This is a genomic window from Mammaliicoccus fleurettii, from assembly GCF_002018435.1.
GTDB classification, from domain to species: domain Bacteria; phylum Bacillota; class Bacilli; order Staphylococcales; family Staphylococcaceae; genus Mammaliicoccus; species Mammaliicoccus fleurettii.
The window spans coordinates 205,344-232,079 of record NZ_MWJM01000003.1 but is presented as its reverse complement, the minus strand read 5'-3'; the positions used below and the strand labels follow the sequence as shown (position 1 = coordinate 232,079).

At 30.6% G+C, this 26,736-nt stretch carries 26 protein-coding genes, 1 tRNA gene and 1 pseudogene; 3 read left to right on the top strand and 25 right to left on the bottom strand.

Annotated elements, in window-relative coordinates; translation table 11 throughout:
- The first annotated feature begins 29 nt into the window (after window positions 1-29).
- Window positions 30-476: an N-acetyltransferase gene (locus B2G86_RS04075; RefSeq protein WP_078356860.1), complete on the top strand. Its 447-nt coding sequence runs from the start codon at window positions 30-32 to the stop codon at window positions 474-476.
- 49 nt (window positions 477-525) lie between these two features.
- Here the strand turns inward: B2G86_RS04075 and B2G86_RS04070 are convergent, their stop codons facing one another.
- Complete coding sequence (locus B2G86_RS04070) at window positions 526-1,518, bottom strand: YdcF family protein (protein ID WP_078356859.1); 993 nt, start codon at window positions 1,516-1,518, stop codon at window positions 526-528.
- Between the two features lie 164 nt (window positions 1,519-1,682).
- Here B2G86_RS04070 and B2G86_RS04065 point away from each other — a divergent pair, with 164 nt between their 5' ends.
- A complete protein-coding gene (locus tag B2G86_RS04065; RefSeq protein ID WP_078356858.1) occupies window positions 1,683-2,750 on the top strand; it encodes a branched-chain amino acid aminotransferase in 1,068 nt (355 codons plus the stop codon).
- Between the two features lie 886 nt (window positions 2,751-3,636).
- Here B2G86_RS04065 and B2G86_RS04055 read toward each other — a convergent pair.
- The 22 genes and pseudogenes from B2G86_RS04055 to zapA form a co-directional block, all read right to left on the bottom strand.
- Complete coding sequence (locus tag B2G86_RS04055) at window positions 3,637-4,242, bottom strand: hypothetical protein (RefSeq protein WP_078356856.1); 606 nt, start codon at window positions 4,240-4,242, stop codon at window positions 3,637-3,639.
- 543 nt (window positions 4,243-4,785) lie between these two features.
- A complete protein-coding gene (locus B2G86_RS04050) occupies window positions 4,786-5,085 on the bottom strand; it encodes a hypothetical protein (protein ID WP_078356855.1) in 300 nt (99 codons plus the stop codon).
- Window positions 5,086-5,468: 383 nt separating this feature from the next.
- A complete protein-coding gene (locus B2G86_RS04045; protein WP_078356854.1) occupies window positions 5,469-6,074 on the bottom strand; it encodes a phospholipase A2 family protein in 606 nt (201 codons plus the stop codon).
- An 18-nt stretch (window positions 6,075-6,092) separates the two neighbouring features.
- Window positions 6,093-6,362 carry a hypothetical protein gene (locus B2G86_RS04040; protein ID WP_078356853.1) on the bottom strand — a complete coding sequence of 90 codons (270 nt, stop codon included), beginning with the start codon at window positions 6,360-6,362 and terminating at the stop codon, window positions 6,093-6,095.
- Between the two features lie 113 nt (window positions 6,363-6,475).
- A pseudogene (locus tag B2G86_RS13030) lies at window positions 6,476-6,628 on the bottom strand (hypothetical protein); the annotation flags it as partial.
- Between the two features lie 280 nt (window positions 6,629-6,908).
- A complete protein-coding gene (locus tag B2G86_RS04035; RefSeq protein ID WP_078356852.1) occupies window positions 6,909-7,118 on the bottom strand; it encodes a hypothetical protein in 210 nt (69 codons plus the stop codon).
- Between the two features lie 101 nt (window positions 7,119-7,219).
- Window positions 7,220-7,293: transfer RNA gene (locus B2G86_RS04030), tRNA-Arg, on the bottom strand.
- A 122-nt stretch (window positions 7,294-7,415) separates the two neighbouring features.
- Window positions 7,416-7,631 carry a hypothetical protein gene (locus tag B2G86_RS04025; protein WP_078356851.1) on the bottom strand — a complete coding sequence of 72 codons (216 nt, stop codon included), beginning with the start codon at window positions 7,629-7,631 and terminating at the stop codon, window positions 7,416-7,418.
- 183 nt (window positions 7,632-7,814) lie between these two features.
- Entirely contained in the window at window positions 7,815-8,321 is a 507-nt protein-coding gene (locus tag B2G86_RS04020; RefSeq protein WP_078356850.1) for a YfcE family phosphodiesterase, read from the bottom strand.
- Complete coding sequence (locus B2G86_RS04015) at window positions 8,318-8,902, bottom strand: XTP/dITP diphosphatase (protein WP_078356849.1); 585 nt, start codon at window positions 8,900-8,902, stop codon at window positions 8,318-8,320. Before B2G86_RS04015 ends, B2G86_RS04020 begins: the two co-directional genes overlap by 4 nt.
- A gap of 12 nt (window positions 8,903-8,914) precedes the next feature.
- Complete coding sequence (racE, locus tag B2G86_RS04010) at window positions 8,915-9,712, bottom strand: glutamate racemase (protein ID WP_078356848.1); 798 nt, start codon at window positions 9,710-9,712, stop codon at window positions 8,915-8,917.
- Window positions 9,709-10,143: a MarR family winged helix-turn-helix transcriptional regulator gene (locus B2G86_RS04005; RefSeq protein WP_078356847.1), complete on the bottom strand. Its 435-nt coding sequence runs from the start codon at window positions 10,141-10,143 to the stop codon at window positions 9,709-9,711. Before B2G86_RS04005 ends, racE begins: the two co-directional genes overlap by 4 nt.
- Window positions 10,144-10,304: 161 nt before the next feature.
- On the bottom strand, window positions 10,305-11,114 hold the full coding sequence (gene sdhB, locus B2G86_RS04000; protein ID WP_078356846.1) for a succinate dehydrogenase iron-sulfur subunit: 810 nt from the start codon (window positions 11,112-11,114) through the stop codon (window positions 10,305-10,307).
- Window positions 11,115-11,116: 2 nt separating this feature from the next.
- The gene (sdhA, locus tag B2G86_RS03995; protein ID WP_078356845.1) at window positions 11,117-12,880 is read right to left on the bottom strand and encodes a succinate dehydrogenase flavoprotein subunit; all 1,764 of its coding nucleotides are present in this window, start codon (window positions 12,878-12,880) and stop codon (window positions 11,117-11,119) included.
- Between the two features lie 32 nt (window positions 12,881-12,912).
- Window positions 12,913-13,524: a succinate dehydrogenase cytochrome b558 subunit gene (locus B2G86_RS03990; RefSeq protein ID WP_078356844.1), complete on the bottom strand. Its 612-nt coding sequence runs from the start codon at window positions 13,522-13,524 to the stop codon at window positions 12,913-12,915.
- A 195-nt stretch (window positions 13,525-13,719) separates the two neighbouring features.
- Window positions 13,720-15,501: an excinuclease ABC subunit UvrC gene (gene uvrC, locus B2G86_RS03985; RefSeq protein WP_078356843.1), complete on the bottom strand. Its 1,782-nt coding sequence runs from the start codon at window positions 15,499-15,501 to the stop codon at window positions 13,720-13,722.
- Window positions 15,502-15,680: 179 nt separating this feature from the next.
- Complete coding sequence (gene trxA / locus B2G86_RS03980; protein ID WP_078356842.1) at window positions 15,681-15,995, bottom strand: thioredoxin; 315 nt, start codon at window positions 15,993-15,995, stop codon at window positions 15,681-15,683.
- Between the two features lie 111 nt (window positions 15,996-16,106).
- A complete protein-coding gene (locus B2G86_RS03975) occupies window positions 16,107-16,853 on the bottom strand; it encodes an enoyl-CoA hydratase/isomerase family protein (protein WP_078356841.1) in 747 nt (248 codons plus the stop codon).
- 121 nt (window positions 16,854-16,974) lie between these two features.
- Entirely contained in the window at window positions 16,975-19,323 is a 2,349-nt protein-coding gene (locus B2G86_RS03970) for an endonuclease MutS2 (protein ID WP_078356840.1), read from the bottom strand.
- Between the two features lie 25 nt (window positions 19,324-19,348).
- A complete protein-coding gene (gene polX / locus B2G86_RS03965) occupies window positions 19,349-21,052 on the bottom strand; it encodes a DNA polymerase/3'-5' exonuclease PolX (protein ID WP_078356839.1) in 1,704 nt (567 codons plus the stop codon).
- A gap of 61 nt (window positions 21,053-21,113) precedes the next feature.
- Window positions 21,114-21,641, bottom strand: a complete 528-nt coding sequence (locus tag B2G86_RS03960; protein WP_078356838.1) for a CvpA family protein — start codon at window positions 21,639-21,641, stop codon at window positions 21,114-21,116.
- Window positions 21,638-21,910, bottom strand: coding sequence for a cell division protein ZapA (zapA, locus tag B2G86_RS03955; protein ID WP_078356837.1), 273 nt, complete (start codon window positions 21,908-21,910; stop codon window positions 21,638-21,640). The genes B2G86_RS03960 and zapA overlap by 4 nt, the downstream gene beginning before the upstream one ends.
- Before the next feature lie 178 nt (window positions 21,911-22,088).
- On the opposite strand from zapA, the gene rnhC reads away from it, so the two are divergent.
- Window positions 22,089-23,015, top strand: a complete 927-nt coding sequence (gene rnhC / locus B2G86_RS03950; protein WP_078356836.1) for a ribonuclease HIII — start codon at window positions 22,089-22,091, stop codon at window positions 23,013-23,015.
- Window positions 23,016-23,220: 205 nt separating this feature from the next.
- Here rnhC and pheT read toward each other — a convergent pair whose 3' ends face one another.
- Entirely contained in the window at window positions 23,221-25,626 is a 2,406-nt protein-coding gene (gene pheT / locus B2G86_RS03945; protein ID WP_078356835.1) for a phenylalanine--tRNA ligase subunit beta, read from the bottom strand.
- Window positions 25,626-26,684, bottom strand: coding sequence for a phenylalanine--tRNA ligase subunit alpha (pheS, locus tag B2G86_RS03940; protein ID WP_078356834.1), 1,059 nt, complete (start codon window positions 26,682-26,684; stop codon window positions 25,626-25,628). Before pheS ends, pheT begins: the two co-directional genes overlap by 1 nt.
- Window positions 26,685-26,736: the final 52 nt, after the last annotated feature.

Genomic DNA, 26,736 nt, shown 5'->3' with positions numbered 1-26,736 from the left:
TAATTAAGAAAAGATTAAGGGGGATTATCATGGCAAAAGTAGAACATTTACAAATTAATTACAAGACTGAAGAAGCATTCGAACAATTCCGTAACTTCGGCAACGAAGGTTTATATATGGTTGAAGAATTAAAAGGAAGAATGATAGATGCTAGCTCAGATTCACCATTTTATGGTATTTATGTTGGTGATAAGCTCGTAGCTAGAATGTGCTTATTTAAACAAGATGAAGTTGAAAAAACATACTTCCCAGAATTTAATGATTACCATATTTTATGGAAACTCGAAGTGCTTAAAGATTATCAAGACAGAGGATATGGTAAACAACTACTAGAATATGCTAAGAAATTTGATTTACCTATCAAATGCATCGCACGTAATCAATCTAAAGACTTCTTCTTAAACCATGGTTTCCAAGATATAGAACAACAAAACCAATCTGGTGAAGACATTGTCATTTGGACACCCGATAAATAATATCAAAAAACTACCAACAAAGTATTTACTTTGTTGGTAGTTTTTATTATTAACCTGCTAATAATGTATATGAAATAACCAATGCTAACATGACTATAATTGCTATTATATGTGTCTTCTTATACATATATAAAATAGCTAAATACTCTCTTATATATGCATTCGGATAAAAATAAGACTTTGATGAACCACCCGTTACAGTAGCATTCATATTAAGTTTTTTCGATAAAAATGCAGCTCTTAATATATGGAAATGGTTTGAAACTATTGTAGCAATTGCTTCTGATTTATATTTGTCCATTATTTTATTTGAAAACACTAGATTCTCTTCTGTATTTGTAGACTTGTCTTCCATAATGATATCTTCATTTCGAATCCCTTGATCTACTAAATATCGTCGCATTGCTTCAGCTTCACTAATTTTTTCATCGGGTCCTTGCCCACCACTCACAATAATCAACGTATCTAAACTTTTCTTTTTTAATTTAATTGCTTTATCTAATCTTGCTTTTAGTAATGGCGTTACTTTTTCACCAATAATACCTGCTCCGAGAACAATAATAAAATCACTTTTCTTCCTTTTAGCAACACCACTCAAAATCCAAGAGTACAGATTATGAAGAATAAATATCAAATTCAAATAATAAAAGAAGAATGAAATCACGATTACTATTAATCCATTAAAATAATCTACAAATAAATGTGGTTTAAATAAAATTATCATGAAGTTTAAAAAGATAAATGTACCGTATCCTAAGACAATCATGTTCGTTACAAATCTGCCTTCGTTTGCTATCTTTTTCTTTAAATTTAAAAGTGACAAGAGCATAACTACAATAACTATTAAACCATATATTATATTAGTCATTAAAAGATAATTTATATTCATATGCAAATTTAAGAATGGTATCAGTAATCCCACAACGATACTACTAAATAGGCTAATAAGAAACATACCTAACAAAAACACATTCTTATATTGTCTAAAATCTACTATATAACTAATAACAAACAAAATTAACAAACCCAAAGTAATAAACATGATTGTCACCTCCAAATAAAATTTTAACAATAAAAGTATATCATCATCGTAAATAATAAACACTTTTATTAATTTTCAGAATTTTCGAAATATATATTGAATTAGGTCAATCTAGCTGATATAATATTTCACATTAGTAATTTATAATCAGGAGGCAATTTATAATGAATAACAAAACTTTAAACAAATCAACTTCAGTAGAAAGATCAGATGAAAGTGAGTCCCAATTTGGTAATAAAATGTTGTGTTTATCATATGAATCAACAACCGGTTGGTCATCACCTCAAATTAAACCTTACGCTCCAATCACAATATCTCCAAGTGCACAATGTCTTCATTACGGTCAAACAGTTTTTGAAGATATGATTGCCTTCAATATTAACCATTCAACACATATATTCAAACTACATGCACACTTAGAAAAATTTAATACGTCTTTAAAAAGAATAGAAATGCCTGAAGTGGAAATTGAAAGTTTAATCTCAGGAATCAATCAACTTATTAATGATGAGCAAGAATTTTTCCAAAATGATAATAATAGTTCAATTTATATTAGAACTGTCATGTTTGCTTCTGAAAGTAAATTAGGTGTTAGTAAATCCGAAACTTATGAGCTTATAACATTTATATCTTCATTACCTACTAATTCAAATTACAATCTACCTAGCCCTCTTAAAGTTTATGTTGAAGATAACTATGTTAAATCAGTACCAGGTGGTGCCGGCTATACACAATTTGGTGGTAATTATGCTTCTTCATACTTAGCAACTTTAAATGCGTCACAACTGCGATACGATCAAGTATTATGGTTAGACGGTATAAATAGAAACTATATTCAAGAAATAGGCAATATGAATGTATTTCTTGTCATAAACAATCAAATCATTACACCAAGCTTAAACGGTAGCATTGTCCCAGGAATTACACGACAATCCGTAATCGAACTTGCAGCAGATTTAGGTTATCAAGTAACAGAACGCCAAATTAGTATAAAAGAAGTATTTGAAAGTTATAAAGAAGGAAAATTAACAGAAATATTCTGTACAAATACATTGCATACCATAACGCCCGTTAGTGAAATAAAATATAATGAAGATATATTAACAATAAACAATCATAGTGCAGGAAGCATAACACAAGATTTATTTAATACTTATACCTCTATCCAAAATAGAACACTTCCAGACAAACATAATTGGAACTATTCAATAGAAGAAGCCGTTAAAATATAATTTAAAGTTCTGATCGAATTTGAGCTGAATCGCACGATATCTTTGGAGTCTTCGTGCGTTTTATTCTATCTAAATTTTGCCAAAAAGAAAAACCTCTCCCAACCTATTAAATTTAATAGATTGGGAGAGGTTTTTTGCATAAAGAACTATTATGTAGTTCCATCTTTAATAATATTTAACTATCTATAGTTTCTAATAACTCTTACTATCATAGCAATCATAGGGAAAATCATTAATAATAAAACGATATAATATAAATCAACAATAGTATTTTCCCATTTGAATGGCACAAGAACTCCAAGAGCCATTATTAAAATTAATATTACAATATTTATGAACAAACATGTTATAAGATCTTTAAAACTAGATTTACTCTTATAATCAAAAGTTTGCTTCCAAAAATTCATATATGTCATTAGCAACCCTCCATTCCTTTACAGAATATACCAAAATTTAAAGTTAATTTCAATATATATTTTCTTAAATTTCCTATAAAAATTTAATTTAAAATATACAAAATTATGATTTTTTAAAACACGATAATAAAAATGACAAAACTGTCATATTATTATATTATTTATCACTTGATATAGTTCTGAATTGCTTTAAAAAGATAAAGAAAAATAGCCGATTGTGTTAGATCACAACCGACTAGAACTCAAAAAGCCATAAAGTGATATAGTTCATAGACTATAGCCTTAATTTTTACACTCAGTGCCAACCGACTAAAGCGCCTGAGTGTTTTTTATACAACTAAGAGTAATATCATTAGTCTACTCCATTCTTAATTGTAGTGCACGCAAAAAGTTGAACTTTTTGCGTGCACTTCATACGTAACAATATAAGTAATTGATATTTTAATCTATTAGATAAATAAATCATATATTTATAATATTACGTTATGTTCCTTTTCATAAGCTTTCATCTTCTGATAACTTCCTTCTTCCTTGTCTAAGGTTATGTGTAAATGATATGTCTTATTCGTTTTTTCATCTATAACCAGATAAATCTTTACATCTATACCCGCAAAAACTTTCCTAAATGATTCTATTATTTTCGATTCAGCATCTACTACGGGGACAAATAGTAATTCATTATAAGGGAAATATGGTGCTCTATTATAATAATCATTTACCAATTCATATAACACACTATTACCATAAGTAAACTGATCATTTTTAAGTTCAATCCATTTTTCTTTAGGATCAAATAATATATCTGATAGCTCTTTGCTCTTTAATGTATAGTACAAGTCATATAAGCAATGATTTTTATTATTTTTTATTTCACCAACTCTTGCTTCCGCTCTATCTCTATTAGCACCAAAAAAAGAAGTATGCTCTCCATGCTTCCTTATAAAACGAAAATAAGGTGACAATTCTTTCCTAAACTCACCATATAACTGAGCTCCAAAACCTACATCATAATCATACAAGTCATAAAACATACAGTACCAATCTATATAAAAATCTAAAAACCTTTTATCTTCCAAGCATAAAACCTCCTACCCCACTAGATATAGTTCCAGGTCCTGCTGCTGTTACATATTAAACACTGCCTCAAAAATAAAATATTTCTGAAGCAAAAAAGCTATGAAATTTACAAATATTCCCTGAATTTTTGTAGTTTTAAAAATAACCCTACCTATTTTTAGAAGTACTACCTAAAGTTGAACTTATTGGGCAAACACATTAAAGTGGGTTATTTTTTCTTTTATTTTTAACCAGGTTATCATATTAACCACTACTTTTTGTTATTACCTTCTAATGCCCAATCAAAGAATAAATAAATTGGATAAGTTATCACACATAGAATTACATTTTTTGTCCATTCTATACCATCACTAAAAATTAAATTGAATATTGTTAATAATATTAGCATTATTACTGAAAAGGATATGTATGACAATATATACTTCATAATAATTACCTACCTCGTAAAATACTTTTTATCAGCACTAATTGCACATGATACCTGAAAAACTCTTTTTCTTATTACAACACTACCAATTTTCTTTAAAACTTATTATAAAAAACTAACTTTTTTCTATAATTACAAATAATACATAAAACAGTACTAAAACTAACATACCTAAAATAAACAACGCAATCGATAGAACAGGACTAAAATTATAAACCACATCCGCGGCAACGATAAAAGTAGTCCCCATAAATAAACAAACAGAAAACATATATGAAATTTTATTTACATTTTCTGGTTTTACTTTGTCATGTTCTATTGAAGCGATGATAAATATATTTTTAGTTTTCGCTACATATATAGAAATGATTAGTGATGTTAAAAATATACATAGTTCTAATATTATATTGAGCATTATTTATACTCCTCTTTTTCAAAGAAAATTTATATTTCAACCATAATTATTTAATCCTCTAAACAATTAAACCAATCTTAATTAGTGTGATTAGTTAATTATCTGAATTTTATCATATATTGTATCCTCTACTAGCATCATTTACTCATATCAGATGCTAATAATTAGTAAAAATAATCCCTTTATACAAAGTGACAAGTTAAGTAATAAAGGTTTACTGTAGAAAATATGAAATCAAATTAATTATTGCACCAACTAATAACATTAATGATAATAATTTATTCTCTTTATACGCAAGGAATACAAATAAAAGATAAAATATAAACAGTAATATTAGATTTACTAGAATCAGTATTATTTATTTCACTTTTAGCAAAAATAGATTAACCTTTCTTATAAAGTTTTTTAACAGCTATACAAGAAGTAGACTTCACACCAAATACATATGCTGCTCCTTTAGCTCTAAGTCTATAAGCTTTTCTGTATTTTTTATTTTTAGCAATACTTAATGCAGATAAAACAAATGGATAATCACATTTGCATTTTCCCCATCCATGTTTCGCATAGCATTCATCATGTTTCTTGCACGCAGCGTCTAACCTATCTTTAGGTTTTCCACCTAGATTTCCTTTACCACAATATCTACCATGATACATAGGAAATGTTTTTGGCGTGTATTTCTCTTGGTTATCAAAAGCATTATAACTTAATGATATTTCTTTAACTAATAATTTTTCATCAGCAGTCAAATTATCTTTCAACATTAACGAATCATTTGGATATTTATGACCAAAATAATTTTGATTTATGTATTTTTCATATTTACCCATTTCATTTATATCTTCTATCTCTTCATTATAAAGATTTTGGTCTTTGAGTATTTTATCATTACTTACGTCTGTTTCTTCAGCATGAACACTTTCAATAGTATGTGAAATGGATATTAAAACTGCTAAAGTAATAGCCAATATTTTATTAAGTATTTTCATATGCATTCCCCTTATCGATTAAATTACAAAAAATAAAAGAAATATTATAAAGGGTATTAAAAACAAAATGTTTGCAATATTTACCACAAACCATATTAAACCTGTATATCTAACTTTTTCTATTTTTGAAAAAACAAATACTAGAGATATCACACCAGCTATTACAGAAGTGATTCCAAAAAATATTAAGAGATCTGCAAAGTCATTTTTGTTTAAGTAAATATAAAATACACCAACTATAAAGACTAAATAGTTAATTATATTTACTGTATAAATTGTTTTAAGCATTATTGTAGCAACCTCCTTTTTTTGCATTATATAGCAATTATCCAAAATATGTAAATAATCAATAATAAATAATTTGATTTTTCACACCATAAACAGCATTACGAGGTGTTCTAAAACCCCCAAAACCTATTAAAAATATAGTTAGGTAAATCCCAACACTGCGCACCATATCCTGAACCAGGTAAATCAACACGTTTACCAATTTGATTAACAGCCCAATCTGCTACTTGTGAGGCTGTGGGTATACCATTTGATGGTAGTGACATTTACTCACCTCTTATTCCACCTTAACACCTCGCATCATTCTAATTAGACAACATTTATATATTGTGTTAATTTATATATAGAAAAAGAGTGACACACTTATTGTGTATCACCCTAGTTAGCCCGTTAAAAAGACGGTGGCCATGTTAAAAAATGATTAAATAACCATCTTACTCGCCAAAGTTAGTGATGGTTATTTTTTATGGCTTTCTTTAATCATGACTAATCCAATGACAGTAAATACTATCATTAAGATTTCATAGTCTGCCATGCTAATCTTTTCTAGGAGTAACAACTATAATCATAGGTATCACCACCTGATGAAATTAACAATTCTTTTTTGCTACCATACTCCTTCGCAAAATAATTTTGTCCTGAAATATAAACTACTTCATTACTGTTATTATTTTCCTTAGCATCTTCTTGTATTTCTTGATTTATTGTATTATGCGCTCGATCCATCCAATATTCTAGAGACTTTTCTTCATTCATCTTTATCAACTACATTTTGAGTAGATGAATATCTATATACAAAAAAATCCCGTTATATCATCGTTACAAATAACGAGATACAACGGGATATTGGTAATTTACGTCCTGGGAGGGATTCGAACCCCCGACCGACGGCTTAGAAGGCCGTTGCTCTATCCAGCTGAGCTACCAGGACATTTTCAACACAAGAATAATTATATCGAATAGAACCTGATTTATCAATACTTTTTAAAAAGAAAAAGGTTTATTAAATCGCTTTCGAAGTATTATTACACGTTTATTTAAATTATTTATACTTTATTCAGCGATTACGATGTCATTCACTTTAACTATATTGGCTTTTTCTGCTTTACATACTGATTTTTCTTCAAATATTTCTAATACACTTGCATGTACTAGCCCATTTGAAGTTAATACATATATGTTTTCGTTTTTATGTAATTCATGTTCTTCAGTTTTATTAATACAAAATTTGTCTTGATTAATAACTGATGTTACGTGTGTTCTACTCATTTTAACACCCTCCTGATTACATTACAGTTCTTACTTCTTTACATTAAATTTACGACATTAATAATTATAAAACATTTTCACTTTAATTGAAAGTTTATTCTAATTATTTAATAAAATTGAGATATTCATATGAATATCTCAATTAATAAAAGCTATTAAAAGTTTTGGTTGTGTGAAACTTTATTATAAAGCTAAAGATTGTTTTTCAATTTCTTCATGATTTCTATTTAAGAAAGTTAAACTAGCATTGTTAAGCTCACTATCAAAATCTATTACAGCATAGGTTTCTTCCCATTTCCCTCGAGTTTGAGAGATGCTACCTGGATTTATACAATATACGCCATCAATTGATTCACATAAAGCAACATGGCTATGTCCATAGAAAGCAAAATTAGCATTTGCTTTCTTAGCATGTGCACTTAATACATCTCTAGCACCTTTAACTTCATATCGATGTCCATGTGTATAGAAATATCCGATTCCTTGAACTTCTCCTTGCTCTTCTATTGGAAAACGTGGATCAAAATCACAATTACCTTTTACTCTATTATATAAGGTTAATTCAGTATCCTCATAATCAAACTCTGAATCTCCTAGATGTAAGAATAAATCCGCTTCTTTATATTTATCATATATTTCATGTAGTATTCCTTGTTCTCCGTGATTATCACTGACAATTATCCATCTCATTGGAATCTCTCCCCTACATCTTCATTCATTAGTTTAATAGCATTACCACGATGGCTAATTGCACTTTTTTCTGCTACTGTTAATTCTGCCATCGTTCTGTCTAATGAAGGAACGAAGAAAATCGGATCATATCCAAATCCATTTTCTCCTCTCTGTTCATCTATTATTTCACCTTGTGCTTTACCTACATAAGTAAGTGTTTCTTTACCTGGTTCACTGACAGCTATTGCACATACGAACTCTGCCTCTCTATTCTCTATACCTTGCAAGTTACTTAATAATTTATCTATATTATCTTGATCATTTTTTTGTTCTCCAGCATATCTAGCTGAGTATATACCTGGTTCACCATTTAAAGCTTTTACAGATAAACCACTGTCATCTGCTATAACTATTTTATTTAATTTTTTTGATGCTGTTTCTGCTTTTAATATAGCATTTTCTTCAAATGTCATACCTGTTTCTTCTACATCAAAATCAGGAGCAATTTCAGAAATACCTATAACATTCGCTTTAGGAAAAATTGCTTTAAAGTCATTTATTTTACCTTTGTTGTTTGATGCGATAATGATATCGTTCATAATTATCTCTCCTTACAATGTTATTCTTTCAACTTTAGCGTCTTCTATATGCAGCCATTCTTTTATAGTTCGTGTAATATGCTCTACATCACCATTTGCAAAAAATTTATGCTTAGGTTTAGGTGTGTAATATGAGTGCTCATTACTAAATGTTAATAAGGCACTGACCTCTCTAGCAGTTTCCAAACCTGAAGAGATAATGGTCTTTCCATCATCAAAATATTGATGGATAGCATCATATAATAATGGGTAATGAGTACATCCTAATATCACCGTATCGGAATCATCATAACGCCATTGTTTAAGTGTTTGATGTATGACAATGCTTGTAATAGTTGGATCTTTATACCTCATTTGTTCCACTAAAGGTACGAAGCCTGGGCATGCAATACCCTTAACTTCTACTTGTGGGTTTATAGACTTTATACTTCTTCTATACGCTTCAGATTTAATTGTGCCTTCTGTTCCTAATACGAGCACACGATTATTATTAGTCGTCATTATAGCTGTTCTAGAACCTGGGTCAATTACACCTATAACAGGAATTGATAATAATTCTTGTAATGGTTTTAATGCTACAGCAGTTGCTGTGTTACAAGCAATTACAAGCATTTTAATATCTTTTTCTACTAAAAAGTTAGCCAGTTGTATAGTAAATGTTTTTACCTCTTCTTTACTTCTTGGCCCGTAAGGACATCTACCTATATCACCTAAGTAATAAATCGTCTCGTTAGGCAATTGCCTCATTATTTCTTTAGCAACTGTTAACCCACCGATACCTGAATCAATTACGCCTATTGGTTTATTCATTTATCTTCACTTCTCATTCTTTTCAGCATAATCTCTAGAGCTTCATTAAATTTAATTTTGTCTTCTTCGTTCATCACTGATAAAAGATCTTCAGTATATGATTGTCTTGCATAAACTACTTCATCGATTAGAGCTGTACCTTTTTCTAATAACTTGACATGGAATACTCTTTTATCTTCTTCAGATTGAATTCTTAAGACTAATTCTTTTTGTTCAAGTTTATCAATTATGTCTGTAGTCGTAGAATAAGCTAAATATAATCGTTTAGATAACTCACCTATTGTTAATTGTTGATGTTCATTTAACCATTGTAACGCAATAAATTGTGGAGGTGAAATATCGTATACTTTTAACTGTCCTCTCGATCTCAACTTAGTTCTATCAACGATATGTCGAAGCGAATATTCAATCTGTTTAGTAATTTCTTCCATTGCTTTTGAACCTCTTTTCACTTAAAACTTATACTAATTATAATAACACATACATTTATTTGCGGTTAATCAATTGGTCCTTTTTCATCACGAATAATAGAAAAAAACCTTTAAAACCAATTTTATAATTGGCTTTAAAGGTTAATTTATTTTAAATCGTTTTAATTAACTTCGTGATCTGATCCGAAGAATGATTTAAACATTTGGAATGTAGTTTCTCTATTCATTGCTGCGATTGATGTTGTTAAAGGAATACCTTTTGGACAAGCATTAACACAGTTTTGTGAACTACCACATTCTTGAATGCCACCATCAGACATCAACGCTTTAATTCTCTCATCTTTAGTCATACTACCTGTTGGATGTAAGTTGAAAAGACGAACTTGAGAAATTGCTTGTGCACCCATAAAATTATTATCTACGTTTACATTAGGACATACTTCTAAACATACACCACATGTCATACATTTAGATAACTCATATGCTGTTTGACGTTTTTTCTCAGGCATACGTGGGCCAGGACCTAAATCATAAGTACCATCAATTGGAACCCATGCTTGAACTTTTTTCAAGTTATCGAACATACGAGAACGATCAACTTGTAAGTCACGAATCACTGGGAAAGTTTTCATAGGTTCAAGTTTGATTGGTTGTTCTAATTGGTCAATGATAGCAGAACATGATTGACGTGCTTTACCATTAATAACCATAGAACAAGCGCCACAAACTTCTTCCAGACAGTTCATATCCCATGTAACTGGCGTTGTCTTTTCACCATTTGAAGTGAACGGATTTCTTTGTATTTCCATCAAAGCTGCGATTACGTTCATATTTGGTCTATAAGGAATCTCAAATTTTTCTTCGTATGGTTGTGACTGATCATTTTCTTGTCGCTTTATGATAATCGAAATTGTTTTATTTTCTTGATTTTGATCTTGTGAATTTTGTTCAACTGTTTGAGTGTCTGCCATTATTATTTACTCCCTTCGGATTTCTTAGAGTAATCTCGTTTACGAGGTTTAATGTGACTAACATCCACTTCTTCATATGAGAATTCAGGTGCTTCTTCTGGTCCTCTGAACTGAGCAATAGTTGTTTTTAACCATTCTTCATCATTACGTTCAGGAAACTCTGGTTTATAGTGTGCCCCTCGAGATTCATTACGATTATATGCACCAATCGTAATAACTCTTGCTAAAACTAACATATTCCATAATTGACGTGTAAAGAATACAGCTTGGTTACTCCATGTTGAAGTATCTTCCATATCAATATTTTGATATCTTTCCATTAATTCAACAATTTTCTTATCTGTTTCAAGAAGTTTATCATTATGACGAACAACAGTAACGTTTGCAGTCATAATTTCACCTAATTCTTTGTGTAACTTATAAGCATTTTCAGTACCTTTAAGTTGTAATAAGTGGTCGAATTTTTCTTGTTCTTCATCAATACGTTTTTGGAATATTTCTTCATCTAATTCAGTGTATGATGTTTTAATATTTTTAACATATTCCATTGCATTTGGTCCTGCAACCATACCACCATAAATAGCTGATAATAAAGAGTTAGCTCCTAATCTATTACCGCCATGTTGTGAATAATCACATTCACCTGCTGCAAATAGACCTTTAATATTAGTCATTTGATCAAAGTCTACCCAAATTCCACCCATTGAATAATGAACAGCTGGGAATATTTTCATTGGGACTTTACGAGGGTCGTCACCAGTGAATTTTTCATATATTTCTATTATACCGCCAAGCTTAACATCTAATTCATGTGCGTCTTTATGTGATAAGTCAAGATATACCATGTTCTCACCGTTAATACCAAGTTTTTGGTTAACACACACATCAAATATTTCACGCGTTGCGATATCACGTGGTACTAAGTTACCGTAATCTGGGTATTTTTCTTCTAAGAAATACCATGGTTTACCATCTTTATAAGTCCAGATACGTCCACCTTCACCACGAGCTGATTCACTCATTAATCTTAGTTTATCATCACCTGGAATTGCAGTTGGGTGAATTTGAATAAATTCACCGTTAGCATACTTAGCACCTTGTTGATAAACAACTGATGCAGCAGAACCTGTATTAATCATTGAGTTAGTAGACTTACCAAAGATAATACCAGGACCACCTGTTGCCATAATTACAGCATCTGAACCAAATGATTCTATTTTAGAATCTGTTAAGTTTTGCGCTACGATACCACGGGCTGAATTTTCATCATCTTTTATAATACCTAAAAATTCCCAGCCTTCATATTTTGTAACTAAACCTTTTACTTCAAAGCTTCTCACTTGTTCATCTAATGCATATAATAGTTGTTGCCCAGTCGTTGCACCTGCAAAAGCAGTTCTATGATATAAAGTACCACCAAATCTACGGAAATCTAAAAGACCTTCAGGTGTACGGTTAAACATTACGCCCATTCTGTCTAATAAATGTATGATACTTGGTGCTGCTGCAGTCATATTTTTCACTGGTGTTTGGTTAGCTAAGAAATCTCCACCATATACTGTGTCATCAAAGTGAATGAAAGTAGAGTCACCTTCACCTTTTGTATTAACAGCTCCGTTAATACCACCTTGCGCACATACAGAGTGTGAACGTTTAACAGGTACTAATGAGAATAAATCAACATGTGCACCTTTTTCTGCAGCTTTAATTGTTGCCATCAATCCTGCTAAACCGCCACCGACAACAATAATTTTGTTGTTTGCCATAAAAATTGTCACTCCCCTAAAAAGTATAAATCTTATACGAATGCAAAAATAGCTCTTAAGCCAATAATACTAATTACTATAAATACTAATAATGTTACATATGTCATAAAGCGTTGAGATTTAGGTGATTGTGTAATTCCCCAAGTAATGCAGAATGACCATAATCCATTTGAAAAATGGAATATAACACTTAGCACACCAATAACATAAAGCGTTACAGAAATAGGATTAGATAAAATATCTGATACCATATCAAAATCAACATGATGACCTAATGCAGCTTGAATACGTGTTTGGTATACGTGTACAGCTATAAAAATAAATGAAACTATACCAGTTATGCGTTGTAGTAAAAACATCCAGTTTCTGAATAAAGATTGTCTTCCTACATTTTCTTTAGCTGTAAAAGCTATGTATAATCCATAAATAGCGTGGAATAGTATAGGAATATAAATTACTACAACCTCTAACACTATTTTAAATGGTAAATTCCACATAAAATCAGATGCTTTATTGAAAGCCTCCGGGCTAATTGTTGCAAAGTGGTTAATTAATAAGTGTTGAATCAAGAATATTCCTATAGGAATTACACCTAATAATGAATGAATACGACGTAATATAAACTGTTTTTCGCTTGACGCCAAAAGAAGTCCCCCCTAACTTTAATCTATGGCTCTATCGATATATTATTATATATGCAAAACTGAAAACGATTACATATATGCTAAAAAAAATTCGATGAGCATTACATGTATATTGTAACATCATTAAGTATGAATTTGGGCATGAGAATAATTCTCATGCCCAAATATATTGATTTTTTATTGTAATTTTACTCTTTAATTACTAAGCTTTTTTACTAAATTTTGAGCAACTTTTTCTGGTAACCCAATTTCAGTAAAATCTTTCAAACTAGACTCTCTCATTTTCTTAATAGAACCAAAATGTTTTAGCAATGTTTGCTTTCTTTTCGGCCCTATGCCTTCTATTTCATCTAAAGCAGATTTCAAGGTTGTCTTTTGTCGCGTTGATCTATGAAAACTAATTGCAAATCTATGCACTTCATCTTGTATTCGTTGAAGTAAATAAAATTCTTGAGAGTTTTTCTTTAGTGGTATAATTTCTGCTTGAGCACCATAAAGTAATTCTGAAGTTTGGTGTTTATCATTTTTACTTAATCCTGCAATTGGAATATCAAGTCCTAATTCATTTTCTAATACTTCTCTAACAGAAGTCATATGACCTTTACCACCATCAACAATTATTAAATCTGGTATTGGCAAGCCTTCTTTTAAAACTCTTGTATATCTTCTTCTAACAGCTTCTTGCATAGATTTATAATCATCAGGTCCTTTGACTGATTTAATTTTGTATTTACGATAATCTTTTTTACTTGGTTTGCCATCTACAAAAGCAATCATGACTGATACAGGATCAACACCTTGAATATTAGAATTATCGAATGCTTCAATTCTAATTGGTGTTTGAATTCCCATTGCTTCACCTAAATTGTCTATTGCTTTTATTGTTCGTGATTCATCTTTCGCGATGAGTTCAAATTTGTTTTTCAATGAAATACTAGCGTTTTTAATTGCTAAATCTACCATTTCTTTTTTCTTACCTCTTTTAGGTTGTACAACTTTTGAATCAACAACTGACTCAACTGTTTTAATGTCTATGTCTTTTGGAATGTGTATTTCTTTAGGTGTTAAATGTTGATTCAATGTATAAAACTGACCTATAAATGTATAAAATTCTTCTTCCGCAGTTTGTATTATTGGAATCATAGATGCCTGTCTTTCTATCAATTTCCCTTGTCTTATGAAGAACACTTGAATACACATCCAACCTTTATCGACAGAATAACCGAATATATCTCTCATCGTCATATCTGATGACATCATATTTTGTTTATAATTCAACATTTCAATATGCTGAATTAAGTCCCTATATTCTTTAGCTTCTTCAAATTTTAAAGCTTCACTAGCTGCATTCATTTTTTCTTTTAAATCATTCACAATTGATTTATCATCACCATTTAAAAAGTCTGTAATTTCTTTAATCATAGCTTGATATTGTGCTTGTTCAACAGGATAGACACATGGTCCTAAACATTGTCCTATATGGTAATATAAGCAAACTTTGTTAGGCATTGTTACACATTTTCTTAAAGGATAGATTCTATCTAGCAATTTTTTCGTTTCATGTGCTGCATAAGCATTTGGATAAGGACCAAAATATTTTCCTGAATCTTTTTTCACAGTTCTTGTAACGATTAAACGTGGGTGCTTTTCTTTCGTAATTTTGATAAAGGGGTAACTTTTATCATCTTTTAATAAGATGTTATATCTAGGTTGATGTTTTTTTATAAGGTTTAACTCTAATAATAATGATTCAATTTCACTAGATGTAACGATAAATTCAAAATCTCGAATCTCTCCAACTAGACGAGTTGTTTTTTCATCATGTGCACCTGTAAAATAACTTCGAACTCTATTTCTAAGACGTTTTGCTTTACCAACATATATAACAGAGTCATGTCTGTCTTTCATAATGTAACAACCAGGATATGTAGGTAATACATCTAATTTTTGTTTTATTCTTTTTTGGTAGTCTTCCACCTTATTCACCTACCTTTTTTTAATAATTATATCAACAATATTTCATTTAACCAAAACATACGTTCTATTTAACATAAAAATTAGAAATGTATATTTAGGTGCTCAAGAAATATAAGGGAACAAAAAAGAAGCTGGACAATTTAATTGTCTCAGCCTCTTATCACCATTACTCAATCTTATTAATAGTGTTTAGATAATACTTGTTCTAATTGTTCTTTAGGTTGGAAACCTACTACTTTATCTACAGCTTCGCCATCTTTGAATACGATTAATGTTGGAATACTCATTACTTCGTATTTAGCTGCTGTTGCTTGGTTTTCATCTACATCTAATTTAACGATATCTGCTTTACCTTCAACGTCTTTAGCTAAATCTTCTAATACTGGCGCGATCATTTTACAAGGTCCACACCATGGTGCCCAGAAGTCCACTAAACTTACGCCTTCTTTAATTTGTTCATCGAAATTTGCATCTGTTGCTTTTACTAATGCCATTGGAAAAATCCTCCTTGTTAACTTATGATAATGAGAGTATAGCACGCTTTATTTTGCAATGCATGTTGTTTGCTCAAACTGTATTGTACTTGATGTTGGACTTGGAAGCAATCACTTAAATTCTGGTTTTCTTTTTGAGATAAATGCATCAATACCTTCTTGAGCATTTTCACTTTCTATAATATCTACGAAATGTCTTTCTTCAATTTGGTCACTTTCTAATGATAAATCTAAATTGGACATTTGTTTAATAACTTTTATTGAGTCTAATGACTTCGATGCTATATTATAAGCTAATTCTTCAGTTGCTTTTTCTAATTCTGCTTTATCTTTAACAATTTCATTAAACAAATACTTTATATCATCTAAGTTAATATTTTCACCTGTTAAAGCGATTTGTAATGCTTTATGTTGCCCTATCATATAAGATAATCTTCTTACGCCACCAAATCCAGGAAATATTCCTAAATTAATTTCAGGTAATCCTACTTTCGTATCTTTCGTAATTAATCTCATATCACATGCTAAAGCTAATTCAAATCCTCCACCTAAACATACTCCATGAATAGAACTTATCACTGGTTTATGACAAGTTTTGATTAGTCTAAATAATTTTGCGCTAGTTGAAGCTAAGTCTAATCTTTCATGCTTTGTTAAATTTGGAAATGATTTAATGTCTGCACCTGCAGAAAAACATTTTTCATTACCTTTAATTACGATTACTTTCACATTATCATCAAATCCTTGAGTCTCAATGGCTTTGATGATAGCCGCTAAAACTTCTTCATTTAATGCGTTAACTGGACCATGATTTAAATGAATAAATAGAACTTGCTTCTCAACGTTAGTCTCAATCATTCAAATTACCTCCTTATAAGAATAATAAATAAACAATACCTGCAATAAATGTTAAAGCAGAAATAACGAGCAACACTTTTGCTAGTTTATACATATCAAAATTATCCAATATGTTTCCTCCTTATTTCAATGTTACTACAGTAACACCAAATCCACCTTCTGATGGCATTCCTGTTCTAAAGCTATCTACTGAACGATGTCGTTTCAAATGATCTGTTACACCTTTTTGTAACGCACCAGTACCTTTACCATGGATAATATTAACTGTACCATAATTTGAAAGAACTGCTTGATCAATATATTGATCTAATTCAATCATAGCCTCTTCATAACGATAACCGCGTAAGTCTAAATCCATTTTAATCGTCGTACGATTAGTTCTAGGAACAACTTTGCTTGGTTGTTGTTTCTTTTTATCAAGCTTTTCTAAATCTTTTACTTCAATTTTCATTTTAAGTATACCCATTTGAACGACTACTTCTTTATCATTAACAACATCTATAACTTCACCTTTTTGACCATAAGATAAAACTTTAACGTCATCGCCTTTTTCAATTTTATCGTGACGCTCTTTTTTTACATTTTGTTTGATTGATGCTTCTGTATATTGATTATCTAGTCGTTTCTTTCTTTCAATGAGCTCGTGTTCTTTTACATTTGCTACTGAATTATCTCGCATATCTCTAAGTTCTTGTAGTATGGATTCAGCTTCTTTTGTTTTTTGTTTCACTTCTTGGTTTGCTTTATTTCTTGCATCATCCATTAATTGTGTTTTGAATTTTTCGAATCGCTGTAATTCTTGAGATAGTGATTGATGTAATTCAGCTGATTCTTGTTTCAATTTTTCAACTTCAATTCTGTCATTTTCTACAGATTTCGCATTCTTTTCTAGAGATTCAATCATTACATTAATTTCTTTCTCATCTTGACCAATTAATGATTTAGCGTGATTGATGAGTTCATTTTTTAGTCCTAATTTTTTAGATATTTCAAATGCATTTGATCTTCCTGGTATACCCATTAATAGTTTATAGGTAGGTCTTAATGTTTCAACATCAAATTCGACACTTGCATTCATAACTTTATCACGATTATAACTATATGCTTTAAGTTCTGGATAATGTGTAGTTGCCATAATTAGCGCATCTTTTTCAATTGTATAATCAAGTATGCTCATCGCTAAAGCGGCACCTTCACTAGGATCTGTACCCGCTCCGAGTTCATCAAATAGAATTAATGAATCTTTATCAGCTTGATCAATAATATTAACGATATTTTTCATATGTGATGAAAACGTTGAAAGCGACTGTTCAATAGATTGTTCATCACCAATATCGCAAAATACTTTTTTGAAAATAGTTATAATTGCACCATCTAATGTAGGAATCAATAAACCTGACTGCGCCATCAATGTAATGAGACCTACTGTTTTTAAGGTGACCGTTTTACCACCTGTATTCGGTCCCGTAATAATAACTGCATTTATATCTTGTTTAAATTCTATAGTATTACTAATAACCTCAGCCTGATTAATTAATGGGTGTCTTGCTTTTGGTAAATAAATCGCTCTATCGTCAGATAATACAGGTTTAGTTGCTTTAATTGTTGCGCCAAACTTTGCTTTAGCGGTAATAAAATCTAAATGGCCCATAACTTCTGTACTCGATAATAGTTCATATCCTACTTCACTGACAATTTCAGTTAATATATATAGTAATCTATCTTTTTCTTCTTTTTCTTTAGCTTTAACTTGAGAAATTTGATTATGCATCTCTACAATTGCACTTGGTTCAATATATAACGTTTGGCCAGATGCTGATTGATCATGAACGATACCATTAAAATCTTGTCGATATTCTGCTTTAACTGGTAGTACATGTCTATCGTTTCTTACTGTCACAATAGAATCAGATAGTTTCTTCTGATTCGCTGATGATCTCACCATTTGCTCTAGTCTCGATTTAATACGATCGTTTGTCTTTTTTATTTGATGACGCAGTTCTGCCAATTTCGGACTAGCTGTATCAAATAAGTCATGCTCATCACATTGCTCGCTAATTTGATTGAGTAAATCACTTAATACTGGTAATTGTGCTACATATCCATCAATAATTGGATAAAGAATTTCTTCGTCTTCATCAACTATACTTGCATAAAACGTTTTGAATCTATTTTGAACTTGAATATTACGTTTAATTTGGTTTAATTCTTCAACATTTAGTAAGCTGCCTATTTCAGCTCTTCTGACATAAGATTTTATATCTTTTAATCCTGAATAACCAGGAACTCTATGCTTATTATATATTTGAGTCATTTCGTCTGTTTCATTCAAACTCTTTTGAACTGTTTCCAGTTCATCACTTGGTTTAAGTTCACTAATAAGTCTCTCTGCTATATCACTAGTAGCATGTGCAGATAATTGTTGAATAATTAAGGGATATTCAAGAACTTTTAATGTTTTTTCATTCATATTATCTTCCCTCTTCTTTAATACTTTATTTCTCTGATTTAATCCATTCTTTAAATTCTTCACGTGATTTAGCATTAATGACTTGAGATTTATCTATCCATCCTTTTTGAGCTGTGCCAACACCATATTTCATAAAATCAAAATGATCAATATGATGTGCATCTGTGTTGATTGTGATCATTAAATCAGGATTGTTTTTTAACACTTCAGCGTTTAAATCTAATCTTTGAGGATTAGCATTTAATTCTAAAACAGTGTTTGTTTCTTTCGCCATTTTAATAAGTTGTTCCATATTGACTTTGTACCCTTCACGTCTACCTATAATACGACCAGTTGGGTGTGCAATATGTCTAACATATTTATTTTCACATGCTGTTTTTAGTCTATTCATAATTTCTTCTTCAGTCTGATTAAAGCTTTGATGAATAGCTGCAATAACATAATCTAGTTCTTTTAACACTTCATCAGGATAATCTAATGAACCATCTGGTTTAATATCCATTTCTGTTCCACTATAAATATCTATCTCTTTATATTTTTCGTTTAATGCTTTAATCTTTTTGTTTTGTTCAAGTAATCGTTCAATTGATAAACCATTAGCTACTGCTAAATTTCTAGAATGATCTGTAATGCAAATAAATTTATAGCCACGCTCGATAGCCGCTTCAATCATTTCTTCTATTTTAAATGCACCATCACTATAAGTAGTATGCATATGAATATCACCATTGATATCTTCTAATTGAATAATGTTTTGAATGTTTTTATCAAATTCTGTACCATCTTCTCTCATAGTTGGAGGTATATAAGGTACATTGTAATGATCATATATCTCTTTTTCACTTTGATAAGTAATGATGTTACCATTCTTTTCTTCTATACCATATTCACTAACTTTCTCATTTCTTTGTTTAGCAAGCTGTCTAATTTTAATGTTATGGTCTTTTGAACCTGTGAAGTGTTGTAAAGTATGATAGAAAGCTTCTGGTTTAATCAATCTAAAATCTACACCAATTACATCATCTTCTATTAACAAATCTAATGACACTTTTGTTGTCCCAACAGCAATCTGTTCTTTTATCTCTGGAATTTCTAATAATAACTGCTGAACCTTCAGCTCATCTTCAGTAGAAATGATATAATCTAAATCTTTACTTGTTTCTCTCATTCTTCTAAAACTGCCTGCAACTTGATATTGAATAATACCCTCTATTTCATCCAAATATTGATTAACTTTTTCGTGTGCTTTAATCATGCTATTAATTGGATATCTTTCAGGTCTTTGTCCTAAAACTTTCGCTTCTTCTAAAAGCTTTTGTTCTGTCTTTTTAGCAAAGCCAGGTAAAGCTGAAACTTCATTTTTTTCACAAGCTGCAATTAAATCATCTTTATTTGTTATATTTAATTCTTTATATAATTTAGCAATCTTTTTGCTGCCAAGACCTGGTATTTTAAGTAATGGTATTAAGCCTTCTGGAATTTCTTCTTTTAATTCATCTAAATAACTTTGAGTCCCGTTATCAATATACTCATTAATTACATCACCTACACCTTTACCAATACCTTTTAAAGATGTAACGTCATCTATTTCATTTAGTGTTCTTTCATCCGTTTCCAAAGACTGACTTGCTTTTCTATATGCTGATACTTTGAAAGGATTTTCTCCTTTAATTTCCATATAAATAGCGATTGTTTCTAACATTTTTACAATATCTTTTTTAGTTAACATATCTATTCCTCCGTAAAAAAAGTCATAGGTTCGCCCATGACTTTTTACAATATGAATTCATTTAATTTGAAAGCCATTTTACTAATTGCTCAGATAAGAATGGTGTCTTCGATAAGATAGCATTTCCAATAAATGATTGGTGCAATGTATCTATAAATAATGGAATTGGAATAACTGCAATAGCAGCTAATGTAATTATAACGACTAAGTATGCCTCTATAAATCCTAATGCCATCCCAAAGTATCTTGCATATTTGCCTCCAAAGTCCATTTGATGATAAAAATCAAAAACTGTTGCTACAATTTGTAAAATTACTTTAGTAAAAATAAATAAAATGAGTATTGCCATAATATTATAGAATGCATCCTCATTATTAATACTATTAAATATTGTGTTTTTTCCTTCTGTAGAAGCACTTGGATAAGGTAATATCAAATGCAATTGTTTACTAAATGGTGCAAAGCATATCGCGGCAATCACCAATGAGAAAATAGTACCAATAGAATGTAGCGATTGTAGTACTAAACTACGTCTATATCCAATAATGACACCTAATATTAAACATATAATTATAATTAATGTAATCATTCTAAATTTCCTTTATGTTTTAATTGTTTGATTTCTTCTCTTAATTTATCATTTTCCTCTTCTAATTTAACATATTCATGCATAACATTAACAGCCGTGAGCACAGATTTACGTGTTGTATCTAAACCAGCATTTAGCTGACCTAACGCTTGTATCTTCTCATCGACTCTTCCGGCTACATAACGAATATGCGAAGGATCGTCTTCACCAATTATTGTATAATGTTGATCATTTATAACTACTGTCACTCTATTTTTATTTTCACTCATTATACTACCCCTGTTCAAATTATATATGGAATTTCTATATATTTAATCATACTATATTATACATGACATATGTTCATTTGTGTATGAATATCCACTAACTTCATTTGAGAATATTCGTTTATATAATAAATTTATGCTACTCTATTTATAGAAAATATATTAAAGGCAGGACATAAACGTGGCAAACATCGTAAAAACAATAGATTCTCAAACAATCAATAATATAATTAAACAATATAAAATGGATACAGAAAATTTACCTACTGGTACTGTAGCTCGTAAAAAAATAAAGAGTACACAAGTACAAATTTATCGCTCAAAAAAAATCATGTTTCAAGGTAAAGATGCTGAACAAGTAGCTAGTGAATTGTTAGGACAAAAAATAGCACCTACCTCATCTAGTTCACCTAGCCCAAAGAAAACACATACCTTTGATTTACATAATACAATTGGGAGTGATGAAGCAGGAAGTGGAGATTATTTTGGGCCATTAACGGTATGTGCAACATACGTATCTAAAAAGAATGCAAAATTATTAAAAGAACTAGGTGTAATGGACTCTAAAACTTTAACAGACATAAAAATAGTAGAATTAGCAGAACAAATTATTCAAATATGTCCACATTCACTTATTGTATTGGATAATCCCAACTACAATACAAAGCAATTAGAAGGTTGGAGTCAAGTTAAAATGAAAGCCGTATTACATAATCAAGCTATCAAAAATGTTATTTCTAGAATTGAAGAATCTGAATTAGAACAAATTGTCATTGATCAATTTGTACAAGCGAGTACTTATGAGAAGTATGTTATCGGCAAAATGCCAAGGAAAGACATAACTTTTTTTGAAACTAAAGGAGAATCAAAATCTATTGCAATCGCTGCAGCAAGTATCATAGCAAGATATGCATTCGTTAAACATATGGATAGACTAGCTAAAGATTTAAAAGTATTAATACCAAAAGGTGCCAGTAACAAAGTTGACCTAGAAGCAGCAAAAATCGTTCAAAAATATGATATTCAACAACTTGATGAAATAACAAAAAAACATTTCAAAAATAGAGATAAAGTATTAGATTTAATAAAACGCAAAAGGAGAAATTAATATGATATTAATATCATTTAGTTGGCAAATAATATTAGCCGTTATTATTATTTGCTATTTAATCTGGTTTATAGGCAAACAACTTACAAAGCTAACAACGAAGAATAAAAAGTAATTCACGTTTTAATAATAATTATCAACAAAGGAGCTAACATTTTTTAATGAAATGTTAGCTCCTTTAATATTATAGATAATTAAAATGCGCTTACGCTCTTAAAGTAGCACCTTGTTGTTCTAATGCTGATAATATTTGATTATGAACTGCTGAAACTTTGTCTTCTGTTAAAGTTTCATTAACGTCTAAATAATCAATTCGTATTGCTACTGATTTTTTACCTTCTTCCATATGTTCACCTTCATAAACATCGAACACTTCTGTATGGTTCACGATATCAGCGCCATTGTCATTAATTGTGTTGATTAATGTTGATGCAGTTACATCTGTATTAACTACTAATGCTATATCTCTTGATACTCCTGGAAATCTTGGAATAGCTTCATATTCTATTTTACCGACTGGTTGTGCTAATACTTTTGTAAAGTTTAACTCAAACACATAAGTACGGTCTAAATCATTCTCTTTTTCTACAGTAGGATGTAATTCTGCTATTATACCTACCACTTCTTCATTCATTTTCACAAATGCAGTTCTACCTGGGTGTAATAAATCTAGTTTTGTCGCTTCAAATGTAAACGACACATTTAATTGTTCTGCAATACGTTCTACAATACCTTTAACTAAGAAGAAATCTACTGGTTCATCTTTTTGTTGCCATTTATTACCTGAATATTGACCTGTTAAAATACCACTTAGAAATTCTACTTCAGTTGGTAATTGGTCTTTACCGTTACTATAGAAAACTTTACCTTGTTCATACAATGCAACGTTTTTATTTTTTCTTGCAACATTATAACGTGTAGCGTCTATTAGTCTTGGTAATATGCTTTGACGTAATACCGCTTGATCTTCACTCATAGGCATCATAAGTTCTACAACTTCTTTATCTTCAAGTGTGTAATTTTTAGCGACATCTTTATGGACTAATGAATACGTAATAGCTTGATCTAAACCAGCTCCTTCAAGTATTTCTTTTACTTTACGCTTTTTGAGTTGATTATCTGTTAAATATCCAGCAGTAGCATTTTCGAAGTTTGGTAATGTTGATGGTAATTGGTCATAACCATAAATTCTCGCTACTTCTTCAATTAAGTCTGCTTTAATTGATATATCACTTCTTCTTGAAGGTACATTAACTTCAAATGCCTCTCCAGTTACATTTGTTCCAAAGCCTAAACGATTAAAAATAACATTAATTTCTTCAGTTGAAAGATTGAATCCAATTAATTGGTTCACATCATTTGTAGTAATTTCAATTACTTTAGAAGTTTCAGGCAATGTGCCATCTGATACAACTTCACTTAATACTGTTCCACCTGCTATTTCTTGTAAAAGTAAAGCAGCTCTATTTAAAGCGTCCACTACTCTTTCGCTTGCAATACCCTTTTCAAATCTACTTGATGCTTCACTTCTTAAACCTAATCTTCTTGAAGTTTGTCTTACATTTGTAGCATTGAAAATTGCGCTTTCAATTACAACATTTTGTGTTTTTTCTGTTACTTCTGAAAAATCTCCACCCATGACACCAGCTATCGCAATTGGTTCTGATCCGTTTGTAATTACAACATCAGAAGTAATTAATTCTCTTTCAATATCATCAAGCGTCGTAATTTTTTCGTTTTCGTGCGCATATCTTGCTACAATTTGTTCTGAACCAATTTGATCTTGGTCAAACATATGAAGAGGTTGACCGTATTCTAGTAAGATATAATTTGAAATATCAACTACGTTATTTATTGGACGAATTCCCGCTTTCATCAATCTAGATTGCATCCAAGTTGGAGATGGTGCAATCGTAACGTTTTTAATTACTCTTGCAGCATAATATGGTATTGCTTCTTCATCTTTAATAGTTACAGATAACGCTTGAGTTGATTTTTCTGTAGACTCTTTTAATTCTGTATTTGGATATTGTACTTCATTACCATATAATGCACTTACTTCATGAGCCGCACCTAGCATGCTTAAGCAATCTGCTCTATTTGGTGTAAGATCAAAGTCCATAACTTCATCATTAAGTAATAAAGCTTCTAATGCATCACTACCAGGAGTTTGTTCATTTGAAAATACATAAATACCATCTGCATATTTTTTAGGCATAACATTTGCATCTAAACCAATTTCTTGAAGAGAACAAATCATACCTTCTGAAACTTCTCCCCTTAATTTTGCTCGCTTAATTTTAACACCACCTGGTAAACGTCCACCGACTCTAACAACAATTACATATTGATCAACATCAACGTTAGGTGCACCACATACGATTTGTACAGGCTCCTCTTCGCCGACATCTACTTTACAAATATTAAGTTTATCCGCTTCAGGATGTTTTTCTTTAGATATAACATGACCTACAACTAGTTTCTTAATATCTTCACCGTATTTTTTAATACTGTCTACTTCAATACCGCTTCTTGTTATCTTCTCAGCTAATTCATCTACACCAGCATCTATTTTAATATATTCACTTAACCATTCTTTACTTATTAACATTATGCTTCACCGCCATCTTCTACAGGCTTAAATTGCTCTAAAAATCTTACGTGGTTAGTATAGAAATGTCTAATGTCTTCAATTCCGTATTTCAACATTGCCATTCTATCTGGGCCTAAACCAAACGCAAAGCCTGAATATTTACTTGAGTCAAATCCTGCCATTTCTAATACATTTGGATGCACCATACCTGAACCTAGTACTTCAATCCATCCAGTTTGTTTACATACATTACAACCATGACCTTTACACTTAAAACATGATACGTCCACTTCTACAGAAGGTTCTGTGAATGGGAAGAAACTTGGTCTTAAACGTATTTCACGGTCAGCACCAAATAATTTACGTGCTAATAATTCCAAAGTTCCTTTAAGGTCACTCATTTTGATGTTTTCAGCAACTACTAATCCTTCAATTTGTGTAAATTGATGACTATGTGTCGCATCATCAGAGTCTCTACGATATACTTTCCCAGGACAAATAATTTTAACTGGGCCAACGCCATTACGTTTTTCTAATGTTCTAGCTTGTACAGGAGAAGTATGTGTACGCATTAAAATTTCTTCAGAAATATAAAAAGTGTCTTGCATATCACGTGCAGGATGTGATTTTGGTAAGTTTAAAGCTTCAAAATTATAATAATCTGATTCGACTTCATAACCCTCGACAATTTCATAGCCTAAACCTATGAATAAATCTTCTAAATCTTCATTTATTTTAGTAAGAGGATGTTTAGCTCCTAGGCTTACTTTTCTTCCAGGTAGTGTCACATCAATTGTTTCATTTTCTAATTGGGCATTTAGTGCTTCTTCTTCTAGAAGTACTTTTTTAGCTTCAATTTCTTGTTCAATTGCTTTACGTACTTCGTTAACTAATTGACCAAATTCAGGTCTTTCTTCTTTTGGTAATTCTTTCATTTCTTTCATTAGACCTGTTATAACACCTTTTTTACCTAAATAATTCACTTTTACATCTTGCAAAGCTCTTTCAGCTTTTGCTTCGTTAATTCTTACAAGTGCTTCTTGTCTTAATTCAGCTAACTTCTCTTGTAATGACATATATATCCTCCTATTTAGTCGAAAAAAAGACTTCGCCCCCTCTAATAGAGGG

What these genes read in the sequence shown, in the direction of transcription:
- B2G86_RS04020 (WP_078356850.1), bottom strand. Translation starts at nt 8,321, where the DNA reads ATGAGATGGATAATTGTCAGTGATAATCACGGAGAACAAGGAATACTA.
- B2G86_RS04050 (WP_078356855.1), bottom strand. Translation starts at nt 5,085, where the DNA reads ATGCTCAATATAATATTAGAACTATGTATATTTTTAACATCACTAATC.
- pheT (WP_078356835.1), bottom strand. Translation starts at nt 25,626, where the DNA reads ATGTTAATAAGTAAAGAATGGTTAAGTGAATATATTAAAATAGATGCT.
- sdhA (WP_078356845.1), bottom strand. Translation starts at nt 12,880, where the DNA reads ATGGCAAACAACAAAATTATTGTTGTCGGTGGCGGTTTAGCAGGATTG.
- trxA (WP_078356842.1), bottom strand. Translation starts at nt 15,995, where the DNA reads ATGGCATTAGTAAAAGCAACAGATGCAAATTTCGATGAACAAATTAAA.
- B2G86_RS04065 (WP_078356858.1), top strand. Translation starts at nt 1,683, where the DNA reads ATGAATAACAAAACTTTAAACAAATCAACTTCAGTAGAAAGATCAGAT.
- B2G86_RS04025 (WP_078356851.1), bottom strand. Translation starts at nt 7,631, where the DNA reads ATGAGTAGAACACACGTAACATCAGTTATTAATCAAGACAAATTTTGT.
- B2G86_RS03970 (WP_078356840.1), bottom strand. Translation starts at nt 19,323, where the DNA reads ATGAATGAAAAAACATTAAAAGTTCTTGAATATCCCTTAATTATTCAA.
- B2G86_RS04035 (WP_078356852.1), bottom strand. Translation starts at nt 7,118, where the DNA reads ATGAATGAAGAAAAGTCTCTAGAATATTGGATGGATCGAGCGCATAAT.
- zapA (WP_078356837.1), bottom strand. Translation starts at nt 21,910, where the DNA reads ATGAGTGAAAATAAAAATAGAGTGACAGTAGTTATAAATGATCAACAT.
- B2G86_RS04015 (WP_078356849.1), bottom strand. Translation starts at nt 8,902, where the DNA reads ATGAACGATATCATTATCGCATCAAACAACAAAGGTAAAATAAATGAC.
- B2G86_RS04075 (WP_078356860.1), top strand. Translation starts at nt 30, where the DNA reads ATGGCAAAAGTAGAACATTTACAAATTAATTACAAGACTGAAGAAGCA.
- pheS (WP_078356834.1), bottom strand. Translation starts at nt 26,684, where the DNA reads ATGTCATTACAAGAGAAGTTAGCTGAATTAAGACAAGAAGCACTTGTA.
- polX (WP_078356839.1), bottom strand. Translation starts at nt 21,052, where the DNA reads ATGTTAACTAAAAAAGATATTGTAAAAATGTTAGAAACAATCGCTATT.
- sdhB (WP_078356846.1), bottom strand. Translation starts at nt 11,114, where the DNA reads ATGGCAGACACTCAAACAGTTGAACAAAATTCACAAGATCAAAATCAA.
- B2G86_RS04040 (WP_078356853.1), bottom strand. Translation starts at nt 6,362, where the DNA reads ATGCTTAAAACAATTTATACAGTAAATATAATTAACTATTTAGTCTTT.
- B2G86_RS04045 (WP_078356854.1), bottom strand. Translation starts at nt 6,074, where the DNA reads ATGAAAATACTTAATAAAATATTGGCTATTACTTTAGCAGTTTTAATA.
- B2G86_RS03975 (WP_078356841.1), bottom strand. Translation starts at nt 16,853, where the DNA reads ATGATTGAGACTAACGTTGAGAAGCAAGTTCTATTTATTCATTTAAAT.
- B2G86_RS03960 (WP_078356838.1), bottom strand. Translation starts at nt 21,641, where the DNA reads ATGATTACATTAATTATAATTATATGTTTAATATTAGGTGTCATTATT.
- B2G86_RS04070 (WP_078356859.1), bottom strand. Translation starts at nt 1,518, where the DNA reads ATGTTTATTACTTTGGGTTTGTTAATTTTGTTTGTTATTAGTTATATA.
- B2G86_RS04005 (WP_078356847.1), bottom strand. Translation starts at nt 10,143, where the DNA reads ATGGAAGAAATTACTAAACAGATTGAATATTCGCTTCGACATATCGTT.
- racE (WP_078356848.1), bottom strand. Translation starts at nt 9,712, where the DNA reads ATGAATAAACCAATAGGCGTAATTGATTCAGGTATCGGTGGGTTAACA.